23 protein-coding genes and 2 tRNA genes are annotated in these 22731 nt (G+C 45.4%); 19 read left to right on the plus strand and 6 right to left on the minus strand.

Annotation, left to right across the window (positions count from 1 at the left end; translation table 11 throughout):
* Positions 1-35: 35 nt before the first annotated feature.
* A complete protein-coding gene (locus CZ502_RS01130; RefSeq protein WP_076459277.1) occupies positions 36-896 on the minus strand; it encodes an NAD(P)H-hydrate dehydratase in 861 nt (286 codons plus the stop codon).
* 87 nt (positions 897-983) lie between these two features.
* On the opposite strand from CZ502_RS01130, the gene pepV reads away from it, so the two are divergent.
* The 3 genes from pepV (at position 984) to CZ502_RS01145 (ending at position 4177) form a co-directional block, all read left to right on the plus strand.
* A complete protein-coding gene (gene pepV, locus CZ502_RS01135) occupies positions 984-2387 on the plus strand; it encodes a dipeptidase PepV (RefSeq protein ID WP_076459278.1) in 1404 nt (467 codons plus the stop codon).
* Between the two features lie 43 nt (positions 2388-2430).
* A complete protein-coding gene (locus CZ502_RS01140; RefSeq protein WP_083673293.1) occupies positions 2431-2943 on the plus strand; it encodes a universal stress protein in 513 nt (170 codons plus the stop codon).
* 106 nt (positions 2944-3049) lie between these two features.
* Entirely contained in the window at positions 3050-4177 is a 1128-nt protein-coding gene (locus CZ502_RS01145) for a glycoside hydrolase family 73 protein (RefSeq protein WP_076459280.1), read from the plus strand.
* A 50-nt stretch (positions 4178-4227) separates the two neighbouring features.
* On the opposite strand, the gene CZ502_RS01150 is transcribed toward CZ502_RS01145, so the two are convergent.
* Entirely contained in the window at positions 4228-4860 is a 633-nt protein-coding gene (locus tag CZ502_RS01150) for a deoxynucleoside kinase (RefSeq protein WP_076459281.1), read from the minus strand.
* 183 nt (positions 4861-5043) lie between these two features.
* Here CZ502_RS01150 and CZ502_RS01155 point away from each other — a divergent pair, with 183 nt between their 5' ends.
* From CZ502_RS01155 to CZ502_RS01180, 6 genes are all read left to right on the plus strand, one after another.
* Positions 5044-5652, plus strand: coding sequence for a hypothetical protein (locus tag CZ502_RS01155; RefSeq protein WP_076459282.1), 609 nt, complete (start codon positions 5044-5046; stop codon positions 5650-5652).
* 81 nt (positions 5653-5733) lie between these two features.
* Positions 5734-6750, plus strand: coding sequence for a ribose utilization transcriptional repressor RbsR (rbsR, locus tag CZ502_RS01160; protein WP_076459283.1), 1017 nt, complete (start codon positions 5734-5736; stop codon positions 6748-6750).
* A 55-nt stretch (positions 6751-6805) separates the two neighbouring features.
* The gene (gene rbsK, locus CZ502_RS01165) at positions 6806-7726 is read left to right on the plus strand and encodes a ribokinase (RefSeq protein WP_076459284.1); all 921 of its coding nucleotides are present in this window, start codon (positions 6806-6808) and stop codon (positions 7724-7726) included.
* Positions 7727-7841: 115 nt separating this feature from the next.
* On the plus strand, positions 7842-8075 hold the full coding sequence (locus tag CZ502_RS01170; protein WP_076459285.1) for a hypothetical protein: 234 nt from the start codon (positions 7842-7844) through the stop codon (positions 8073-8075).
* Positions 8059-8736 (plus strand): type II CAAX endopeptidase family protein, encoded by a 678-nt coding sequence (locus CZ502_RS01175; RefSeq protein ID WP_076459286.1) that lies wholly within the window; start codon positions 8059-8061, stop codon positions 8734-8736. Before CZ502_RS01170 ends, CZ502_RS01175 begins: the two co-directional genes overlap by 17 nt.
* 372 nt (positions 8737-9108) lie before the next feature.
* A complete protein-coding gene (locus CZ502_RS01180; RefSeq protein WP_076459287.1) occupies positions 9109-9387 on the plus strand; it encodes a YbjQ family protein in 279 nt (92 codons plus the stop codon).
* 24 nt (positions 9388-9411) lie between these two features.
* Here CZ502_RS01180 and CZ502_RS01185 read toward each other — a convergent pair whose 3' ends face one another.
* Entirely contained in the window at positions 9412-10128 is a 717-nt protein-coding gene (locus CZ502_RS01185) for an ion transporter (RefSeq protein ID WP_076459288.1), read from the minus strand.
* Between the two features lie 135 nt (positions 10129-10263).
* On the opposite strand from CZ502_RS01185, the gene CZ502_RS01190 reads away from it, so the two are divergent.
* From CZ502_RS01190 to CZ502_RS01200, 3 genes are all read left to right on the plus strand, one after another.
* Positions 10264-10347, plus strand: a tRNA-Leu gene (locus CZ502_RS01190).
* A gap of 92 nt (positions 10348-10439) precedes the next feature.
* Complete coding sequence (locus CZ502_RS01195; RefSeq protein WP_076459289.1) at positions 10440-10838, plus strand: ASCH domain-containing protein; 399 nt, start codon at positions 10440-10442, stop codon at positions 10836-10838.
* 19 nt (positions 10839-10857) lie between these two features.
* Positions 10858-11442, plus strand: coding sequence for a non-canonical purine NTP pyrophosphatase (locus CZ502_RS01200; protein WP_076459290.1), 585 nt, complete (start codon positions 10858-10860; stop codon positions 11440-11442).
* Between the two features lie 40 nt (positions 11443-11482).
* On the opposite strand, the gene CZ502_RS01205 is transcribed toward CZ502_RS01200, so the two are convergent.
* Complete coding sequence (locus CZ502_RS01205; RefSeq protein WP_076459291.1) at positions 11483-11818, minus strand: hypothetical protein; 336 nt, start codon at positions 11816-11818, stop codon at positions 11483-11485.
* Between the two features lie 142 nt (positions 11819-11960).
* On the opposite strand from CZ502_RS01205, the gene CZ502_RS01210 reads away from it, so the two are divergent.
* Both CZ502_RS01210 and CZ502_RS01215 read left to right on the plus strand, forming a co-directional pair.
* Positions 11961-12263 (plus strand): hypothetical protein, encoded by a 303-nt coding sequence (locus CZ502_RS01210; RefSeq protein WP_076459292.1) that lies wholly within the window; start codon positions 11961-11963, stop codon positions 12261-12263.
* 43 nt (positions 12264-12306) lie between these two features.
* Positions 12307-12377, plus strand: a tRNA-Gly gene (locus CZ502_RS01215).
* A 43-nt stretch (positions 12378-12420) separates the two neighbouring features.
* Here the strand turns inward: CZ502_RS01215 and CZ502_RS01220 are convergent.
* Together CZ502_RS01220 and thiD are read right to left on the minus strand one after the other, a co-directional pair.
* A complete protein-coding gene (locus CZ502_RS01220; RefSeq protein WP_076459293.1) occupies positions 12421-13359 on the minus strand; it encodes an L-lactate dehydrogenase in 939 nt (312 codons plus the stop codon).
* 2 nt (positions 13360-13361) lie between these two features.
* Complete coding sequence (gene thiD, locus CZ502_RS01225; RefSeq protein WP_076459294.1) at positions 13362-14189, minus strand: bifunctional hydroxymethylpyrimidine kinase/phosphomethylpyrimidine kinase; 828 nt, start codon at positions 14187-14189, stop codon at positions 13362-13364.
* A 333-nt stretch (positions 14190-14522) separates the two neighbouring features.
* Between thiD and argS the strand changes: the two genes are divergently transcribed.
* From argS to CZ502_RS01250, 5 genes are all read left to right on the plus strand, one after another.
* Positions 14523-16211 carry an arginine--tRNA ligase gene (gene argS, locus CZ502_RS01230; protein WP_076459295.1) on the plus strand — a complete coding sequence of 563 codons (1689 nt, stop codon included), beginning with the start codon at positions 14523-14525 and terminating at the stop codon, positions 16209-16211.
* 147 nt (positions 16212-16358) lie between these two features.
* Entirely contained in the window at positions 16359-18524 is a 2166-nt protein-coding gene (locus CZ502_RS01235) for a PBP1A family penicillin-binding protein (protein ID WP_076459296.1), read from the plus strand.
* A gap of 48 nt (positions 18525-18572) precedes the next feature.
* The gene (locus CZ502_RS01240) at positions 18573-18944 is read left to right on the plus strand and encodes a YlbF family regulator (protein ID WP_076459297.1); all 372 of its coding nucleotides are present in this window, start codon (positions 18573-18575) and stop codon (positions 18942-18944) included.
* 93 nt (positions 18945-19037) lie between these two features.
* On the plus strand, positions 19038-20240 hold the full coding sequence (locus CZ502_RS01245; protein ID WP_076459298.1) for a metallophosphoesterase family protein: 1203 nt from the start codon (positions 19038-19040) through the stop codon (positions 20238-20240).
* On the plus strand, positions 20230-22695 hold the full coding sequence (locus CZ502_RS01250; protein ID WP_076459299.1) for an ATP-binding protein: 2466 nt from the start codon (positions 20230-20232) through the stop codon (positions 22693-22695). Before CZ502_RS01245 ends, CZ502_RS01250 begins: the two co-directional genes overlap by 11 nt.
* Positions 22696-22731: the final 36 nt, after the last annotated feature.

Raw genomic sequence — 22731 nt, forward strand, 5'->3', positions numbered from 1 at the left:
AACAAGGTCGAGAAAATTTTCTCTGACCTTGTTTTTTAATTTAAGAAGCCAATTTGGTGTTCGACGTCTGCCTTTTCCATCTTCTTCATGAAAGCCGGGAGGGCACGACTGATCTGGTGTGGTAAGACGATGTACTGGGTTTCAGCAATCTTTTCGGCAATTGCACTGTGCGCGTAGACTGCTGCTAACACTGCCTTTTCTGGGATCTTGCTAAATTCGGCAGTAAAGCCACCGACCATCCCAGCAAGGGTGTCACCCATGCCACCAACTGCTTGAGCGGGGGTCCCAATCGGTAGCTGGTAGACCTGGTCGTTGGTATAAATTTCGGTGTGGTGCTTCTTTAAGACAACCGTTGCCCCGAGCTCTTTTTGCACCGTAATATTATTTTCGACGGTTTGTTCACCCATCTTAATGCCTGATAGCCGTTGCCATTCCATCTCGTGGGGGGTATAGATGATGTTCCCGGCAGGTTGCTTGAGTCCTTCCCTTGCCATCAAAGTGATTGCAGAACCATCAATGATGACATTTTGCTGTTCGTTAGTGTTTGCAAAAACGTTTTCGAGAATTTGCAGGCTAATCCCGTCATCGCCGAGGCCAGGGCCAACGACAACACTTGTCGCTGCACTGACTAATGGTGCTACTTGTTGTTCAGCGGTGAAGTCAGCAAACATTGCTTCTGGTAGTTGTGAATGTAAAGCGCTAGCGTTGCTTTTATCTGTTGCCGTGGTGACGAGGCCGGCGCCGGCGCATACCGCGGCCGTCGAGGCCATGATGATGGCTCCACCAAAATTCCGGTTACCGCCAACTAATGTTACTTTTCCATAAGTTCCCTTGAAACTGTTGTCCGGCCGGGGAGTAATGACTTCTTTTAAGATTTTATCTGTGAGCTTTTCCACGTTAAAGACTCCTTATTATTTTATTTAATGGTCACTTTAATGGTATCATTAATTCTAAGTGAAGTAGAAACAAATGGAGGGATAAACTTGACTGATTGGTTAAAGGCTGCAGAAGCCCAAAAAGAAAATTATTTAAACGACTTAATTGCACTGATGAAGATTCCGAGTGTTCGTGATGACTCAGCAGCTAGTGATGAATACCCCCTTGGCCCTCGTCCCGCTCAAGCATTAAAGGCATTTTTAGAAATGGCGGAACAAGACGGGTTTAAGACAAAAAACATTGATAACCTCGTTGGTTATGCTGAATGGGGCGAAGGGGATGAGACCCTCGCAATTCTTGCCCACTTGGATGTGATGCCAGCAGGAAAGGGCTGGGATACTGACCCGTTTGACCCGGTAATTAAGGACGGTAACTTGTATGGTCGGGGTGCTTCTGATGATAAGGGCCCAGGAATGGCGGCCTACTACGCTTTGAAGTACTTGAAGGACCAGGGCGTTAAGTTTAATAAGAAGGTTCGCTTTATCGTCGGAACTGATGAGGAAAGCGATTGGACGGGGATGCACCGTTACTTTGAAGTTGAACCGGCACCGACTTTTGGTTTCTCACCGGATGCGGAGTTCCCGGTAATCAATGGTGAAAAGGGACAGGTTTCCTTACTACTCGATGTGCCAGCAGGCAACGGCGATGCTGCCTTGCAGTTGCTAAGCTTTAAGTCGGGATTACGGTTTAACATGGTTCCGCGCGAAGCTGAAGCCGTAGTTAAGACAGATGATGCTGACCAATTAGCCGCGGATTTTGCGAAGTATATTGAAGCTAACCCGGTTACGGGGACGGCAGAAGAAACTGCTCAGGGCTTGCAACTCACGGTGATCGGTAAGGCGGCGCACGGAATGGAACCAGAACAAGGAATTAATGCTGGTACTTATCTAGCAAAGTTCCTTAACCAGTATTCGTTTGCTGGTGGTGCAAAGAGCTTTATTAAGTTCTTAGCAGAATACCTTCACCTCGACACTCGGATGCAAGGCTTTGACAGTGCATACACTGATTCAGTGATGGGTGAATTGACGATGAACTGCGGGATCTTAAACTTTGATGCAGAAGCCGGCGGCAACATTGATATGAATTTCCGTTTTCCAAAGGGAATCACCCCGGATGAACTAGAAGCAAATGTTAAGCAGGTCGCGGAAAAGTTGAATATCAACGTTAAACAAGGTTCTTCGCAAGCGCCACACTATGTTGACCCTGAGGACCCAATCGTTAAAACACTGATGAATGCTTATATTGACCAAACTGGCGATCAAAATGCTAAGCCAGAAGTAGTCGGTGGTGGTACTTATGGCCGCCTGATGAAGCGGGGCGTTGCCTTTGGGGCGTTGATGCCGGCAACACCAAATACAATGCACCAGGCCAACGAATTCCAGCCAGTTGATGACTTAATCAAGTCGATGGCAATTTACATGGAAGCAATTAATGGGCTGGTAACGGACTAATAAGCGGTTGCATGTCTATTTTATGGTAAAATAAAGGTAGGATATGGAGGTGTTAAGGATGAGTTATCAAAAGATCTTAGTTGGTATTGATGGTTCTAAGCAGTCAGCAATGGCCTTTGAAAAGGCGGTTGAGGTTGCAAAGCAAAATAAGGCGAAGCTATATCTCCTTAGTGTAATTAACGGTGAACGTTATCCAACGACTAGCCCTGGTGGCTATGGCTTTGTCAGTCACAGTGTTTATGATTCGGCAGTTGAGACGATGAATGCTAAGTTAACGGACTACAAAAAGAAGGCGATTGCCGCGGGAGTTAGTGATGTTGAGACGACCGTTGAGATTGGTAATGCGAAGGTTGAATTAGCTGAACGATTCCCGAAAGAAAATAACATTGATCTGATTGTTATGGGGGCCACGGGATTAAACGTTGTTGGCCGGTTGATTGTTGGTTCAACGGCGGCATACACCATCCGGGAGGCACCTTGTGATGTAACCGTAGTCAAGACGGATCAAGATAATAAGAAGCTTGAGATTAAAGAATCTAGTTATCCGGAAATCTAGTTTTAAAGGACTGGGGAAGTTTTTCTCCAGTTTTTTTATTTTTAAAAGTGCAATTTCGCAAATTTTACGTATATAAATAATAGGGAGTTTGCGAAGGAGCGAAAAAATGATAAAGAAAAAAGTAATTGTCGGAACAATCATTATGCTGGCCTCAACTAGTAATAGTATTACAGCGATGGCTGATAATACGGTTCAAGAGCAGGCACGCGAGGATGCAAAAGCATTAGTACTAGGTCAGCAGCAAATTGACGAGGAGCAGTTGCACCGTAGAAGTCCAGACTATGTTAATGCCTTTCTCGCTGCATTTGAAGAAGAGGCGCAGTGCTTTGCGGCTGCTTTTCAACAAGGGCTAGCAGATGCAAAGCAACGACAGGTTCATAAGTATTCGAGCGCAATTGCTTGTGCAGGTTATCAACGGGGCTATGACCAGGGACAACGGTTAATGGCTGCACTGGCGCCAGATAAAGGGGCCGTACAAGCGCCAAGCAACATTTTACCAGTGGCCCCTCCTGATCCTACTGGTCAGCCACCGCTGTTAGATGATCAACAGACTTATCCAGTCCAGACCCCGACAGGTCGCCAGGCAGCATTTATTAACCGCCTAGCAGGGGCAGCACAACAGATTGGTAAAGAGTACGATCTATTCCCGTCAATTATTATTGCGCAAGCCGCTCTTGAAAGTGACTGGGGGACCAGCACATTAGGCCGAGCACCATACTTTAATATTTTTGGGGTTAAGGGTTACTTTGCTGGGCGGACGGTCAACCAGCCAACGAGCGAGTATGATGCAACTGGTAAAAAGTATCAGATAAGCAGTAATTTCCGCCGCTATTCGAGCGATTACGAGGCACTGAAAGACTATGCAGAAACATTACAAGCTCCCTTATATAATGGTGTCCACCGACGAATGGCAAAGGACTACCGGGCCGCTACCCGGGCATTGGTGGGGAAGTATGCGACTGATCCGCACTATAACCAAAAGCTTAACCAGCTAATTGATAGTTATCAGTTAACAAAGTATGACCATCCAGACCAGCCGGGAACAAAAAAGGCACAATGGGCAGAGAAAACGGTCCAGCCGCCGTTATCGACAGAAGATGACATTGTTAATCATTCAGAAAAAGTTGTCAAGGAAAAGCACGGAACGAGTCCGTGGATTAAGTGTTTACCGGTTGTCGGTGGGGTGGGTTCGGTTGGGATTATTGAAGTGATTAAGCGGTTATTGTTAAGATGATTAATATTTAAAATATAAAAACGACCAGGAAAATCCCAGTCGTTTGTCGATTAGCGTAAGGTCTTTAATCGTTCGTCGATCATTGCTAAAACAGTGTCGACATTTTGGGGGTTCTCAAGGTCGTAAGTCTCAAGATCAATCTTCATCTTTGGACTTGCATCGTAGTCCTTGTACCATTGCTTGTAGGCACTCCACATCTTGTAGTAGTAATCCTTAAGCTCAGGATTTGTGTCGATTTGTTCGTAATCCCGTCCCCGTTTTTTGATCCGGTAAAGGATTGTTTCGAAGTCGGTCTCAGAATAAACCATTAAGTCCGGTGCCCGCTTCGGCAGTTGCTGGAGATCGTTCATCATGTTGTCCAGTAACTTGAGGTAGACTTCAAGTTCGGTATCACTAATGTTCCCTTCAGCGTTGTTTTCCCGAGTAAATAATGCATCCTCATAGATCGAGCGGTCGAGCACATTATTATCATCAGTTAGTGCCTGCTTGATCATTGAGAAACGCTTATTTAGAAAGTAGATTTGAAGTAAGAACCCGTATTGCTTCGGATTCTTATAGTAGAGCGGTAAAACTGGATTTTCACCGACTGGTTCAAAAAATGCTTTTGTATGTAAGTGTTCAGCAATTTTTCCGGTTAGGGTAGTCTTGCCGACACCGATCATCCCTGCTGTAATAATCACCATAATGGCCCCTCTTTACTTTTTTGTCACAGAGACCATCTTACTACAAAATATTGGGGAATAACATACCTATTTTCCCAGATTTGGTGGTTGCTACTTTTATTTCGGAAGTAAAATGGTATCATTTTGCGGATCAGAACGATTATAATAAATAAAAAGATAATTTTAAAATTTAAGGATAGTAGCATGAAAAAAGAACAAGAAAAAGACATTCGCGTCCAGTTGACGATTGCTAAGCAGCAGGGAACGTTGATTGAGGTTCATAACTTGCCAGATGACGAGTACTTTAACGTTGGCTTTGTCGTTGCCCTTGACCCCGTTTTTTGTTTAATGATCAGCATTGATTGGGATGGTAAAATCAATGGTTTAATCGCTATTCGGATTAGCAGTATTTACGATACGCAACGACGGAGCGATTATTTGACGACGATTTCGGAAAAGACAAAGGTCGCTCATGATTATCATTACTTTGACATTTGGCAGGTTCAGCAATTTTTAGATGACCACCCCCAATTGATGGTGGGTGATCTCCTGGACAACGTCTTGCAAGATTCGTTTACCAACCAACTGCCGGTGGTCATTGGAACGCAGAAATACAAGGGGAAGGATGATTTTGAAGGGTTGCTTACCCGGCTAGATAAGATTCAGCTAACCCTGCATTACTTTAACGATCATGACCTGTCTTCACTATGGGAGTACCGAGTTTTACGGGCACAAATTGACTATGTCCGGGTAAGGGGGACCCAGATGGCGACGAGTAAACAAATCCTTCAAGATATTTTTAATGAAATGTGATTGCAAAGAGGGACGTTTTAGTTTATGGTATGTAAAAGGAAAAGTTCAAGTAAAACTGTTTACTAAAGGGGCCTGGTCAAGATGAAAAAGAAATTTACGATTCGTGATTTAGCAAAAGAGGCAGGGGTTTCCGTAACGACTGTTTCCCAGATTCTTAATAATAAGGGTGACCGTTTTAGCAAGGCGACCCAGGAAAAGGTGCTGGCTTTACGGGATAAGTACAAGTACGTTCCTGACTTCAATGCCCGTAACTTAATCTTGCGAAGTGCTAAGACGATCGGCGTATTGGTACCCAACATTGCTAATCCGTTCTTTGGTACCTTTATCGAAGGGGTGCAAAGTGTCGCCAGAAAGGAAAAATTTATCCCCCTTGTCTTTAGTGCAAACCGTGATCCTAATTTGGAGAAGTACTACCTTTCGCAGATGATTGAGCGGTCAATCAGTGGCTTGGTAATTGCGAGTGCGACGATGACGACGGATACGATTAATGAGGTAATTTCTTTTAATGACATTCCATATATCCTTTTTGATCAAAACCATACTCAACAGGGGGATCGTGTGCAAACCAGCGACTTTTTAGGTGGTCAACTAGCGGCTAACCACTTGTTAGATTTAGGCCACCGTCATATTGCTATTTTGACATCAGATAACCCCTCAGAAAATTTGAATCACCGGATGAATGGGTTTAAAAAAGCAATTGCGGACCACCAATTAAACTTTGATGAAGTTAGGGATGTTATCCAAGCCCCATTAACAACAACTGGTGGCTACCAGGCAACTGACCAAGTGTTAAAGACCGGTGCCTCGGCGGTTTTTGCGGCTAATGATGAGATGGCGATTGGTCTGTTGCGGGGATTGCATGAGCGCGGCGTGAAAGTTCCTGCAGAGATTTCCGTAATGGGTTACGATAACATTTACCTTGATGACTATGTATATCCCCGGTTGACGACAGTTCAACAACCAATCTTTGACTTGGGGGTTGGGGCAACCGAGATGTTGATTGAATTGATCAATAGTGATAATAACGAAGACCATGTCCAAAGTTTCCCAGTAAAATTAATTAAACGAGACAGTACAGCTCCCTATAAGGGGAACTAATATGGTATTATATTATTATCAAATAACGACGATCATTTAAGGAGGAATCGGATAGATGACAAATCGTGTAACAATCGTTGGGAGTTTAAATGTTGATACTACAATGCGGATTAAGCGGATGCCATTGCCCGGAGAAACAATTTCTGCTTTAGATAAGACCAATGCTGCGGGTGGTAAAGGTGCCAACCAAGCAGTTGCGGCCGCTCGGTCTGGTGCTGCGACAGCGTTTGTCGGCCAAGTTGGTGATGATGCCAATGGTAAGATGATGATTAAGTCATTAAATGAAGACAAGGTTGACACGACAGGGATTAACGTTGACGGTAAGGCAGGGACTGGTTCAGCAGCTATCTTGCTTGACGATGATGGTCAAAACAGTATCTTAGTATACGGTGGTGCTAATCAAGAATTAAGTGTTAAAGAAGTCGAAGCTGCCAAGGAACAAATTGCTAATGCCGACTTCGTAATTGCCCAGTTTGAGACCCCGCAAGATGCCACCTTACGGGCTTTCCAAATTGCGAAGGAAAACGGTGTAAAGACAATCTTAAATCCAGCACCAGCTCACGAAATTAACCCTGAGTTATTAAAGTTGACTGACTTGATTATTCCTAATGAAACGGAAAGTGCATCATTAACCGGGATCATCATTACCGATGAGACTTCAATGTTAATGTCCGCTGCGAAATTTGCCCAGATGGGTGTTCGCAACTTAATCATCACGGTTGGTGCTAAGGGAGCCTTCTACTGCACTCAAGATGGTTACAACTTTGTTCCAGCATTTAAGGTTAAAGCAGTTGATACTACCGCTGCCGGTGATACTTTTATCGGTGCTTTATCTTCTCAATTAAAGCCGGACATGAGCAACATTGAAAAGGCCTTATCTTACGCCCAGCGGGCCAGTTCATTAGCTGTTCAAAAGCTTGGGGCAATGCCATCAATTCCAACTCATGATGAAGTAATTGCTGCTTCCAAAAACTAATTAACTAACTTCAAAATCGCAATGAGCTAGGAGACCGGTCGACGGTTATCAGCTTTCATTGCGGTTTTTGCGTTTATTTAGTAAACTATGAAAAAAACAGTGGAGGTTTTGGTACGTGAAAGCAGAATTTATTCTAAAAGTAACTATTCCACCGCTTATCATCTTTGCGGTTCTCGTCTGGCTGACGATTGCAAATTATATCTCTGGCTGGACAATGTACGTCTTATGGATCATTGGTTTTATCGTCGCCAACGTTATTGTGACAAAGGTGTCAACCAAGTGGAGTATCCAACGAGTACGCGAAAAAAGGGCAAAAGAGGAACAGCAGAAGAATGAAAATAATCAATAAAAGTTCTTGGCTGTACCGGGTGCTAGTAATCGCCTTATTTTTTATCGCAATTCAAGTTCCGCCGGTTGCCGTCCAGTTGGCGAACCACTATTCTGCCAACGAGGTAATTGTAGCTGCGTTTGTCGCGTTGTTCTTAGGATTAATGTTAGCGATTATTTGGTTAGCTAGCCATACCTACCAGGAGTACAACCAACTAGGGAAACCAGCAGGGATTAAACTACGGTGGATTATCGGGGGCTTTTTAGTAATTATCCTCGGTACTGATATATTAAGTGTTCTTAATAAGGTGATTTATCACCAGACAGAGACGGCTAATAATGCGGCACTCGGCAATCTGCTGGGGCATAACCAGCTTGTAACAATCGCCTTTATGTTTTCCGCAATTGTCCTCAGTCCCATCGCGGAAGAGTTCATCTTTCGCGGTAGCCTTACCAATATGTTCTTCAAAGTGACGAATATTTGGCCAAAAGTGTTCCTATCAGGGCTGGTCTTTTCGGCGGGGCACATGAGTACAAACCCCGTTAGTTTCCTGATCTATGCATTCATGGGGATGACATTGGCCTACGTCTATTTGCAAACACGTGATATTCGCAATTCAATGGCGATCCATATGCTGAATAACTTGATAGCGATGTTTGTATTATTTACACAAATAAGTTAGAAAAGGTTCTTGTAATCGCTTTCAAAAAATGGTATATTATTAGTGAGGAAGGATAGCGAATGAGGACATGATGAGTCATGAGGATCCTCCTACTAGGTTAAGCGCCGAAGAGAGTTATAGAGTAGGCTAGAAGCAACATAAGAGTGACTAGAAACCTCGAGTTAAGTAATCTTTGTAATATCAAGCATGGAGTCACCAGGGTGCACTTAACCAGTAGTTTAATATAAATGCGACTTTGCGGAAGTTTAGAATCAAAAGTAGTTAATCATAATTAGTTCCAGAGCAAAGTGGCAAGATTCCTTCCGTAAGAAAAGAGACTGGAAATCCACCAGTCTCTTTGTTATTTTAAAGTGAAGAGGGGAGGAGGAAAAGATGTTTTTATCAACCGAAGGATTTCCGCAAGCACACCAAATTTTAGGGATTGTAAATGCGACGAGTCATTTAGCGATGCCGAGTGAAGCAATTGATTCATTTGAATCGATGGATCAGTTGTTTAGTGACGTGCAAGAAAAGATGAAATTAAGGGCAAGTGAAAAGGGCGCTGACGGAATTGTTGAAGTCCGTTTTACTACTGATGTCGCTAATATGCAGGTTGCACCAAAATTCTTAGTTTTAACGGGATACGGTACAATGATTAAGTTTATCAAATAAAAAGATTGGAGCCCGTGAAAAGCTTCAATCTTTTTTTGCGGTTTGTTCTGCTGTTAATTTCTTTATTTCTTCTTTTAATTCTGCATTTGATTCTTCAAGCTTGGTCAATTTATCAAGAACCTCTTGCATCCGGTCGCTTGTATGGTCCTGGATAAAGAAGTTTGTAATCGAGCTGGTCAAGACCCCAACAAAGCCAATCCCGATGAACATTAACAGGATGGCGGCGAGTTTACCAATGAAGGTGTGGGGGGAGATGTCACCGTAGCCGATTGTCGTGGCGGTTGCGATTGCCCACCATAAGGAATGACCAAAGGTAGCGTGTTCACTGATTGAATACATCGATGCTGAGACGACAAGGATGCAGAGGCTGGTGTACATCACGTAGATAAGCCCACTTGTCTGTAAGAGGCGGTTTAATTTACCGGTAAGCCCAATCAGGCGCACAATCCGGAGAACACTGACAAATCGTGCAATCCGGGCCATCCGGAAGATTCCCAAAGTGGTGCTGACCGGAATAATAGAAATCAAATCAAAAATATTATTCTTAAAAAAAGTTTTTTTATCCTTAGCAAGGTAAAAGCGAACAAAGTAATCGATTGTAAAGACGATTAGGATCGCATTATTCAGTAGTTCTGGATATCCCTTGTTGAGGTTGATTATGGACCCGTAGTCAAGGATAATCAACAGGATTGAAATGATCGCCAAGATGACCATACATGCTTCGTAGATTTTCTTTTTCATTTGTATCAATGTCCCCGATTTTTGTTAATCTTAATTAAAGTATAATAAGGATTTAAATTGATCGCAATTAGTGGGTGAAAAATACTTGTAATTTTGTCAACTTTCGGTATACTTAATAGTGTTGTAAATATCTATGCCCAAGTGGCGGAATTGGCAGACGCGCAACGTTCAGGTCGTTGTATGGGTTTCCATGTACAGGTTCGAATCCTGCCTTGGGCATTTTGAAAGCTCGGTAATCGTTGATTTACCGGGCTTTTTGCTTATTCTATACATCAAATTGACCACCAATAATCAAGAAATGGAGGGATATGATGCGAGCCCTATCGATTCATCCGGAATATGCGATGGCAATTTTAACCGGAACAAAGACAGAGGAATATCGTACATGGACGACGAAACACCGTGGCGACTTATTGATCTGTAACTCAGCAAAGAAGACACATGGTGCAGTGGCAGGATATGCCTTATGTGTCGCCAAAATTACGGGGATCCGAGAAATTAATGATGCTGGTGGCGACTACTATGGCTGGCAAATTGCCCCTTTTGGTCCGCATGGTTCTTATTGGATTGAACCACTGGCGGTAAAGGGTCAATTACGGCTCTTTAACGTTGATGACGATTTGATCCATCCCGCACCATTTACGGATATCCAATCGCCCGCTGCCAAAAAGTGGTATCAAGAAAAAATTAGCCCTTTAATTTATCCATAGGGAGAGAAGGCAGACATTGATGGAGAAACAGTTTATCATTGCGACCCATAACCAGAAAAAGGGGCAAGAAATTATTGATATTCTTAATTATTACGGACAAGCAGGGGTCCTTTACACTGACAAGATTGCCCAGGTAAATTTTCCAGTAGAGACAACGACCAGTTACTTAACCAATGCCACGGTTAAGGCAGAATTTATTAGCCAACGCCTGCCCAGTTTACCAGTCATTGCTGATGATTCGGGCCTTGAACTAGCCGCTTACCCCCACCATTATGGCGTACAGACTGCCCGGGAGTTAAGAGCAGAGTTGCCGACGGGGAACTTAAACACGTACTTGATTGACCTGGTCCGGGACAAAGACCGCCAGTTCACGATGAAGACCACCGTTGTTTTGGCCCGTGGTGGTCAACTAGTTAACGTTGGTCATGGTCAATTAGAAGGAGAAATTGCCATGAGTGAGCGGGGCAATAATTCAACGGGCTTTGATCGGATTTTTATTCCCACTGGTCAAGAAAAGACCCTGGCAGAAATGGACCGGGCAGGACGATTTTCTTACCTTCATCGCGCGCGGGCAGTTAAAGATCTCCTGACTAAGCTCAACTAAAAAGACCTCACAAGCAGTAAAACTTGTGAGGCATAATTATTTATAACCAACAATAGCCGATGACCAGGATAATGACCAAGCAGGCAAATAGTAAATGGGTTAGGTGGGGGTTACCAAAAGTCTCTCTCTTCAACCGGAAGGCCGTCTCTAACAAGATGTAGACAATTATTAGCAATAAAATCCAGAGAAGGTCACCTAATCCGTGAAGTGAAAATCGTAATATTAAGTGAATAACTGAAGCCGTTAACAGGATAAAATAAAGAATCCGGCTGATTACGAGCCAATCAGTTACCTTTTTCTCAATTTTAGCATGGAGGCCAGCGGTAGTAGTGACCAGCAATAAAAGAATTATGGCGGTCACTGTTATTTTTATCATGCGGATAAACTCCTTTCGGCTTTGATTTTAGCATGCTTAGGGCCAACTGACCATATTCTTTTGGGTTGAAATAACGGGAAAAAAAGTGTAAAGTACGTATATTGCTTGCAAAGTTAACAGAAATTAAAAGAGGTGAAATTTAGTGGCAGATTTTGAAATTGGGGATGTCGTTGAAGGAAAGAAGTTTGGACCATTAGAACACGACTTTTCCGGTGTTGTCGAAAAAGTCTACACAAATTCCATTATGGTTTCAATTCAAGACTTTGATCCCGCAGATAAGAGTGGCGTCAATGAATTAAATGGCCGGGCAGTTATCCGTCAAAAAGAAGCAAAGATGATTAAGGCGGTTCCTCGTGAGGAAAAGGCTGATGAGGACGATGATAGCCAGGACGAAAAAAAGGCAAAAAAATCAAAAAATCAGCAAAAAAAGATGACAAATAGTTAAAAAGGGTATATACTAACTAAGTGTTATGACTTAGCTAGTTAATGCGGGTATAGTTTAGTGGTAAAACTTAACCTTCCCAAGGTTGCGTCGCGAGTTCGATTCTCGTTACCCGCTTATAAAAAAGACTACGGAATTTCCGTAGTCTTTTTTTATATCTTTAATAGTTAATATTAGCAAGGACTTCCTGCATGGCCGTGGCTGATTGCTGCATCTTTGCACGTTCGCTTGCGGAGAGTGGGTATTCAATTACCTGGCCGATTCCCTGGCTGTTGATGACCGCCGGTGAACCGAGGTAGAGGTTGTCAATCCCATACTCCCCGTCAAGTGGTGCGGAGACGGGCAACACGACATTGCGGTTTTCAATGATCGCGCTAGTAATGTACGCAAGACACTTGCCAATTCCATAGAAGGTAGCGCCTTTGTTAGCGATGATCTTGCCACCAGCTTGGTGAACGGCTTCCTCAATTCTCGTCTTATCCTCGCTTGAAAGGGTGGTCCGGGCAGTCAATGGCTTGCCGTTAATGGTAATTTCATCAAAGGCCGCAAATGAAGTATCCCCGTGTTCACCCAGAATCTGAGCGTCGATTGCGTTGACGGATAGGTGGAGCTTCTTGCTCAAGAGGACGCGGAGACGCATCGAATCAAGGGATGTCCCGGTACCAATGACTCGTTCTCGCGGAAAATTACTGATCCGCTGGACAAGGGTTGTCAAGATGTCCACCGGGTTGCTTGAGATAACGAAGACCCCGCTAAAGCCACTGGCAGTAACTTGACTGACGATATCATGCATAATTGCGGCATTCTTATTAACAAGGTCAAGACGGGATTCACCGGGCTTACGGGGCACTCCAGCGGTGATTACCGCGACATCTGCATCCGCTGTATCATCATAAGTCCCTGCATAGATTTTAACGGGACTAGTCAACGGGGTGATGTCAGCTAAATCATCCGCATCCCCAGTGGCCTTTGTCGCATGGCGATCAATAATTACGAGTTCGTCAATTTCATGGGTTGATTGCAAAAGGGAGAAGGCAAAGGCTGAGCCCACTGCCCCATCCCCGATTAGAGCAACTTTATGCCGATACGTATCGAGCATTGTTAAAGATCTCCTTCGGTTAATTCTTTTTGTGCTTCCCAATGATTAATCGGACCAAACTTATGACCAACGGTTAACGGGCTAGCAATCGCTGCATAGACCGCATTCTTAGCCTTGGTAACTGCTGTTTTAACATCATTGCCCTTCGCCAGTTCGGCAGCAATAATTGCCGAGAAACTATCGCCCGTTCCGTTGAGACGGTTGGTCTTAACGTACGGTTTTGAGAGCCAGAAACTATTGCCGTCTTCTAGCAGGACAAAGTCGTCCACACTCGCTTGGTCGTCACTATTATGGGCACCCTTAATAATAACATTTTTTGCCCCCATTTTTTGTAATTTATGGGCAGCGGCAACCCGTTCTTCCCTATTATCCATCGTGAAACCCGTTAGCTTTTGCGCCTCGTAAAAATTAGGGGTAATCACCTTGGCGAGGGGGATAATTCGTTTCCGGAAAAGTTCATAGGCGGATTGTTCGAGCAGCATTGCTCCGTGCTTGGTGATAATGACGGGGTCGACTACGAGGGGACCGAAGTCTGCTGATGAGTAATTATCAGCAACAGCATTGATCACGTCATCGTTTGCCAGCATGCCCGTTTTGGCAGCCTTGATATTAAAATCTTCCCGCAAGACCCTGAATTGTTCCGCAATAAATTCCTTGGGCATGACTTGTGATGCGGTAATTCCATATGAATTTCCCGAAACAGCAGCGGTAAGAATGCCGTGACCGTATACCCCGTCAGCAAAGAAAGCGTGGAGGTCAGCCGGCATCCCGGCACTACCATCTGAATCGTGACCGGCAATCGTTACGGCTTGAATTGTTGATTTTTTCATAATTAACTCATCAACCTTTCATTATTATTTAATGGTTAACATTGTAACATATTCTTAAGGGGCGGGAAGGCGATAAGGCTTGTAATTGGGTGATTTTTTGTTATAATGATTGAGTGAATTTGTACCTGGGTAGTAGTAGCTAGGCGACCTCATAAGCGACCCTATGGTGGTGAGAGTTAGGGGCTGGTGGCCTAGTGAAGGCGTGACTTGGGTTATCAGTATAGATAGTAAATAAGTGGAATTCTAATTCAATTAGAGTGGTACCGCGGGAACTCTCGTCTCTAGTAAGTATTATGCTTATTAGGGCTTTTTTTATACGTAAGGAGGATATACATGAGTGACAAGCAACAAGTAGTCGCAGCCTTAGCGAAGGCGTTGCCGGAGATGGCTGCTAAGGACATCGCCGATAAGATTGAACGGCCAAAGGATGGGAATAATGGTGATTTTGCATTCCCAACTTTCTTCTTAGCAAAGACTTTCCACAAGGCCCCCCAGCTGATTGCCAGTGAATTGGTTGAACAAGTTGACCAGACTGGCTTTGAAAAGGTGGTTGTGGCAGGACCATACATTAACTTTTTCCTTGATAAGGCCCAGGTCGGCGCAAACATCTTAAAGGCGATCTTAAACGACCCAGAACACTATGGTGAATTAGATATGGGGCACCAGGCCAACGTTACGATTGACTACTCATCACCAAACATCGCTAAGCCAATGGGGATGGGTCACCTGCGTTCAACGATGATTGGGGAAGCAGTTGCCCGGATTTTAGAGAAGGTAAACTACAACCTAATCCGGATTGACTATCTTGGTGACTGGGGAACCCAGTTTGGTAAGCTGATGGCGGCCTATAAAATGTGGGGAAGCGAAGAAGAAGTTAAAAAAGACCCAATCAATACCCTTCTCAAGTATTACGTCCGGATCAATACTGAAGCGGATGAACACCCAGAATATACTGAAGAGGGGCGGGCGTGGTTTGCCAAGCTCGAACATGGTGACAAGGAAGCATGGCGTTTATGGCACTGGTTCCGGTCAGTTTCCCTCGAACGGTTCCAACGGGTTTACAAGATGCTTGATGTTAACTTTGACTCGTTTAATGGGGAAGCCTTCAGTGCCCAGAAGATGGAAGAGCCAATCCAGTTGCTGAGGGATAAGCACCTGTTGAAGTCAAGCCGGGGAGCCCAGATTGTTGACCTCGATGCTTATCAGCTGACGCCACCACTGATTATTAAGAGTAACGGGACAACAACTTACATCACCCGTGACTTGGCAACCGCCCTTTACCGAAAGCGGATGTACGGCCATGCTAAGTCATTATATGTTGTTGGTGCTGAACAAGAAAATTACTACAAGCAGTTACGGGCCGTCCTTAAGGAAATGGGCTTCAACTGGTGGGATCAGCTTGAGCATATTTCCTTCGGGTTAATGAACTTGAATGGGCAAAAGATGTCAACCCGGAAAGGGAACGTTGTTTCACTTGAAGACGTGCTAAACGATTCCATCAAGTTGGCCCGGCAACAAATTGCAGAAAAGAACCCGGACCTTGAAAATGCCGATGAAGTTGCTAAGCAAGTTGGTGTCGGTGCGGTTATCTTCCATGACTTGAAGAATTACCGGCGGAACGCGGTTAACTTCAAGCTTGAAGATGTTGTTAAGTTTGAAGGGGAGACCGGTCCGTATGTTCAATACGCACGGGCTCGTGCTGAGAGTATTTTGCGCAAGGGTGGCATCCGGGACTTTAGCGATGTTGATCTTTCGCTTGTTAGTGGTGAAGCCTGGGAATTAATTAGCTTCTTAGGCCAATACAGCGAAGCAATTAAGCGGGCAGCATTAAATTATGACCCGTCAGTGGTTGCAAAGTATGCCCTTGAACTTGCCAAGAAGTTTAACCAATACTACGCCCACACCCGGATCCTCGAAGAAAATGAAGCACAACCTGCCCGCTTAGCGCTTACGCAGGCGGTGAGTGATGTCCTTAAGTCTGCATTAGCCTTGCTTGATATTAAGGCACCAGATGAGATGTAGTAGGCAATTAATTCAAGAAGTTGGGAAAACTTTCTTTTCCAGCTTCTTTTTTAATTTATCGTAAAACTCCTTGCGGTTTAGGCTTGAGACGGGCCGAATGTGATAAAATAATTGTCAGCTTTTTGAATTGAAAATGGAGACTTATGAATGAAGCATGAACCACAACCTAATTCTGATTTAAAAGAGCGACTAGTAAAGTGGCTAAAAGAGTCATGGCAAAAAATAAAGGTGTTCGTGAAGCATTACTGGGCACTGTTCGTTGCTGCGTTGAAGAAGTTTTGGCATCGTTACCAGCTGACTCGCTGGATAATTGTAATTTTGCTGGGGGTGTTTTTAATCACCAGTATTCACCTAACAATCGTGGCTAAAACGGCAGATGTGAAGAATCTCAAAAACCGTCTGCAGCGCTCAACGATGATTTATGACCGGAACAACCAAGAAGCCGGCAGCCTGTATGCACAAAAGGGAACCTATGTTGACCTTGATAATATTTCGTCCAATGTCCCCGCCGCGGTCCTTTCGACGGAAGACCGGAACTTTTACCGGGAACACGGCTTTTCTGTTAAGGGGCTTGGCCGGGCTGGCTTTTTACTAGTTCGTAATAAGCTCTTGCACCGTAACTATATCTCTGGTGGGGGAAGTACGTTGACGCAGCAATTGGTCAAAAACGCCTTCTTAACGCAACAGCAGACCTTTACCCGTAAAGCGCGTGAAATTTTTATTGCGATTGAGGTTGAAAACCAGTATAGCAAGAATGAAATTTTGACGATGTACCTCAATAACGCGTACTTTGGGCATGGTGTCTGGGGTGTTCAGGACGCGGCCAAACGCTACTTTAGTAGGAATGCCAGTGAATTGACGGTCCCGCAGGCGGCAACACTAGCGGGGATGCTGACTTCACCGGGAATTTATGACCCGATTGACCACCCAACGGCAACTAAGCAGCGCCGTAATACGGTTTTACAGTTGATGGTTGAGAATAAGAAATTGACCCAGGCGGCGGCAGACCGTTATAAGCAAACCCCGTTAAATATTACTAACGGCTATGTTCCTAACGACAGCTATAAGTATCCGTACTTCTTTGATGCGGTAATTGCCGAGGCAGAGAGTCGCTACCATCTTTCAGAAAAAGATATTATGAATAATGGTTATAAGATTTACACGACCCTTGACCAGAACCAGCAGCGGTCGATGCAGCAAACTTATGACGACGATGATAACTTCCCTCGCAATTCGGCTGATGGGACAATCGTCCAGTCTGCCTCGGTTGCGATGAACCCGAAAAATGGGGGAATCACTGCCGTTGTTGGTGGCCGGGGGAAGCACGTCTTCCGCGGCTTTAACCGGTCAACGCAGATGCGGCGGCAGCCGGGATCAACGATTAAGCCAATCGTGGTCTACACCCCAGCCCTAGAGCATGGCTACTTCTATGACTCAACCCTCCAGGACAAGAAACAGTCTTACGGGACAAATAACTACTCGCCAAAAAACTATGATGACACTTATAGTGGTAGTGTTCCAATGTATAAGGCCCTCTATGAAAGCCTGAATGCCCCCGCTGTTTGGCTGCTAAACAAGATTGGGGTCAATCGTGGTTATGAGATGGCAGAAAAGTTTGGTCTACCAGTCGAGAAGGGCGATAAGAACTTGGCACTTGCACTTGGTGGGATGACCAAGGGGGTATCGCCACAACAAATGGCGCGGGCATATGCGGTCTTTGCTAACGATGGGTTAATGCCGTCACCACATTACATCACCAAGATTGAGGATGCTTCAGGAAAAGTAATCGCCAAAAACGACGGTAACCGCAATAAGCGGGTCATCTCTAGCAAAACCGCGAAGGAGATGACTAGTATGCTAATTGGGGTCTTTGACCACGGGACCGGTGAGACTGCCAAGCCGAGCGGCTATACCCTGGCCGGGAAGACGGGGACGACTAATTCGGCGGTAAAGGGTGACACTTCTAATGACCGTGATAAGTGGATTGTCGGCTACACCCCAGATATCGTGGTCGCTACTTGGGAGGGCTATGACGATACGAACCAGAGTCATACCCTTAATGATATTTCCGAGCGGAGCATCAACTACCTGTATAAGAATGAAATGTCAGCAATCTTGCCAAATACAGCCGGCACGAAGTTTACGGTTCAAGATGCTCAGACCCGTGCCGAGAGCAAAGTGAAGAATAACGACAAGGGCTGGGGTTCGCTGCTAAAAGATGGTGGGAACCTAGTTGATAACTTTAACCAGTCGATCGACAATTTTGGTAACAAGGCAAGTCAGTGGTGGAACAATGTTCGCTCATTTTTCTAGGAAAGATATGATACAATAGGATAAGAATGAAAAAAAGGAGCAATTTCAATGGTTGTAAATATTTACGATACTGCAAATGAACTTAGTCGCCAATTACAAGAAACACAAGAATACCAAGGCTTAAAGACGGCTTTTGAAGCGTTAAAGGCTGATGGTGAGACATTCACCACCTTTAAGAAGTTCCAACAAGCCCAAGCAGATGCGCAACACAAGCAGATGCAAGGCCAACAACCAAGCGATGATGAGATTAAAAACATCCAAGAACTTGCCAAGCAAGTAAGTGGTAAGAAGGTTGTGCAAGACTTAATGAACCAAGAACGCCAAGTTGACAGTATGTTGCAACAACTCAACAAGACAATTACGAGTCCAATCCAAGACCTTTACAGCGAAGTAATGCCAAAGATGCCTGGACAAGAATAATTGTCACTAAGCACTGCTTATAAATAAGTGGCTGGATTTCCCTTAAAAGGAGTTCAGCCACTTATTGTTTATTTAAGAAAAGGAAGAATGTAAATGAAGTTCATTCATACCGGTGACCTTCACCTCGATAGTCCCTTTCGTGGACTATTGACAATGCCCCCGGCTTTGTGGAAGAAAATCCATGCCGCAACTTTTGCTGCCTTCAAGAAGATCGTGGATGATGCGATCACCGAGCAAGTTGATTTTGTGCTGATTGTTGGGGATGTGTACGACCGGGAACGGCAAAGCATCGCCGCTAAGGAGTTCTTTACCACCCAGTGCCAGCGACTAGCCGCAAACCAGATTCCGGTTTACCTCCTCTATGGTAACCATGACTACCAGTTGGTCAGTGCAGGAGAAGACTTGCCAACAAACGTCCATGTCTTGGGAAACCAGGTTAGTACGTTAAGATTAGAACTAGCTAATCACGAACGCGTTGCTATTTCTGGCTTTAGTTATGACCAACGCTGGATTGAAGAAGACGTAGTGGCCCGCTATCCCCAACGGCAGGACGATGCTAACTGGCATATTGGGATGCTCCATGGGGCGGTAAAAGAGCAGCGGGAGAACCACTACGCGCCCTTTACTACTGCTGAACTAGTGGCAAAAAAGTATGATTACTGGGCGCTCGGCCATATTCACAAACACCAGCTGTTAAATGAAAAGCCCCCAATTGTTTACTGCGGTGATCCGCAGGGGCGGCATCAAAATGAGGATGGCCAACATGGCTATTATCTAGTTGAGAGCCAGCAGGGGAAACTCGTCCCGACTTTTAAACCCGCAGGACAGGTCTTGTGGCAAAAGCTCACCATTACTGCGCCCAAAGTTGTGAAACTGAATGAGCTAGAGGAAGCGATTGTTGCAGCAGTGGCGAAGCAGGTATCGCCGGGAGACTTCGCCCTCGTTGCACTAACAATCAATGGAGTTGACCACTTGCCAGCCCGCTTACGGCACTTATTGGCAAACGGCGATGTCCTTGCTCATTTACAAAAGCGGCTGCTAATTAATGATGGTTGGTGGATTTTCCAAATCATTAATAAGACGATGCCGAATATGCCGACGATGACCGACCTTGACCAGCGATATTGGCAAGAAGCAGCGGCGAACGTCTTCACAACTAATGAGCTGCTGGGCTTGTCGTCTTCATTGACCGGGGAAAATTTTCTTGCGACTTATCTAGCAAGCCTAGACCCGGCGGATATGAAACGACAGGTTCTCCAGTTACTAGAACAAGGAGAGGTGCCAGATGATTATTAAAAAGGCCCATATTGACGGCTTTGGCAAATGGCGTGATCGTGACTTTATTTTTGCTCCTGGCCTGCAATTAATTTATGGACCAAATGAGGCGGGAAAGACAACTTTGATGAAGTTCTTAATCAGTATCTTGTTTGGCTTTGCCGATGGCCGGGGAAAAAATCGTTTTGAACAATATATTCCAAAAGACACCAGTAGCTATGGTGGAAGTATTTGGATAGAAGATGGCGGAAGTGTCCTGCGCATTGAGCGACACCGGGGAAAGAATGGTGGCCGGGTAACGGTGACTGATGACCTTGGCCATCGCGGTGGTGAAGAACGGCTCCAACAAATTTTACAAACGATGGACCGCCCGCTTTACCAGGCGCTTTTTAGCTTTGGGCAACGTGATTTAGCGGCAGTTGATGAACTTGACCGTGACCAGTGGCAACAGCAACTCCAACAGATCGGGGCGGTAGGGAGTAAGCGCTGGTCCCAGTTAGCAGACCAGTTGGCTGAGCAAGCGGAGCACCTATACAAGCCTCGTGGTCGCAAGTGGCCGCTAAATCAAGACCTTCGTCGCTACCAGCAGCTCACAATTAAAATCAACCAGGCACGCGGGAAATATGATGACTACCTTGCCCTTCGGCAGCAGCTGGCCCAGGCACGAGAGGATGAGCAAGTAGCGACCAGTCGTTTAACAGCAACCAAGCCCGCCCTGGCAAAGTTAGAACGCCTGCAACAACTTTGGCCGGTTTACCAGCAATGGCAAGCAAAGAAAACTCCCCGCAAACCGCTCCTTGCCCTGAGCGACCAGCAGGTAGTCAAAGCGCAGGAACTACAGGTGCGAATTCGGGAAGTCCACCAACAGCGTCTAGCAGCCCAGCAGCGCTTAGCTGTCCTGGATAATGGGAGTGGTCACTTGATTAACCTTAGTCAAGGCCGCCTATCAGCAGAATTAGCATTAAAAAAGCAGTTAATTCAACTCCAGGCCCAAAGCACCTTTCACCAGCAGCAAGTTGTGCGCGCCCAGAAATGGCGGGCAGAACAAGCGGCGTTGCGGGAGCAATATCAGGGGAAACTTCCCGCACCATTATCCCGGCACGCCCGGGGGCAGCTGGAAGAACTCATTGCTGAGAAGAGGGAGGGGAAGACGGGACCATCGCGCTACCACCTGTGGGGGATTTGCGGGGGCTTTTTGCTCTTTATCCTTGGCTTGCTGGTTAGCCGCACATTTTTGACGGTCGTTGGGGCAATTACCGTTTTCACAATTATGATGGCTAGCTACTACCAGTGGAACAGTGCGTCCTCCGCGGCAAAAAGCAGTGACCGGCTTGCCGCATTCGGGCAGGCACATGGTTTGCAAGGATTCCCACCATCCCAGTGGTTACCAATGCAAGCGGACTTACAGCGCAATGCGGAGCTAACGGACCAGCTTGACCAGGTACAACGGGCTGGTGATGAAATAACATCCCAGCTAGTTGCCATTAAACGACAGCTGCCACCAACGATCAATGGTGACGGGATTGGAGAACTAAACGCTCAGCTAGACCAACTAATTCAAACTCACCAACAACAGCTCCTAGAAAAAGAAACCGTGGCGCGCGAGGGAAGCAGTGTTAAGGACAACCTCAGTCGGCTGATTGATGAAGAGAATAAGTTGCAGCAAGAGAAAATGGCGCTTTTTGCGCAAGCCGGTGTTCATGATGATCATGAGTTTGCAAAGTACCTTGAAAAGCGGACCAGTCAGGCAACGCAAGCGGCGACGACGGCCGCTTATGGGCGACAACTTAGTGCCGCTGATCGTGCGGCCCTTGCTGAATTCACCAGTCAAGACCAGCTGACTAAACAGGTGGAACACTTGCAAAAGACGATTAAGCAGTTAAGCTTGCAGCAGGACACAGCCCGGGCGACGGTGCAGAAGTGTAAATTGAAGATTGCTAGCCTTGTTGAGGACGGGAGCTTGAGCCAGCTGGAGCAGGAGCGGGCAAACCTGGAAACGCAGATTGAAAACCAGGTGAAAAAGTGGCTCACTTACCAACTAGCAATAAAGTGGATAAACCAGGCGCTATCGCTAGCATCTTCTAACCGCTACCCGGCGATCATTAAGCAGGCAACTGATTATTTCAAAATTCTTACCGGTCAACACTACCAACGGATTAATTTGACCACCGCGGGAATCACTGTGTTGACTGCTGACCAGCAAGTCTTTGCTGTCGAAGAATTATCACAAGGAACAGCAGAGCAGCTCTACGTGGCTTTGCGGCTTGGCTTTGTCAGCGTGATGGGTGACCAGGTTAATTTCCCGGTGATTATTGATGATGGCTTTGTTAACTTTGATAATGTCCGTCGTCAGCGGATGATGGAGCTACTGGCGACAATTGCGAAGACAAACCAGGTGTTATACTTTACCGCTGATGATCGGATCAGTAAGCTGTCACCGACAGTCCTTAACTTAGCCAATGAAAATAATGAATAATTTATGAAGATGCGCTAAACATTTGGTGGGGACACT

Origin of the sequence: Limosilactobacillus caccae, assembly GCF_900156885.1 — a bacterium.
Lineage (GTDB): Bacteria > Bacillota > Bacilli > Lactobacillales > Lactobacillaceae > Limosilactobacillus > Limosilactobacillus caccae.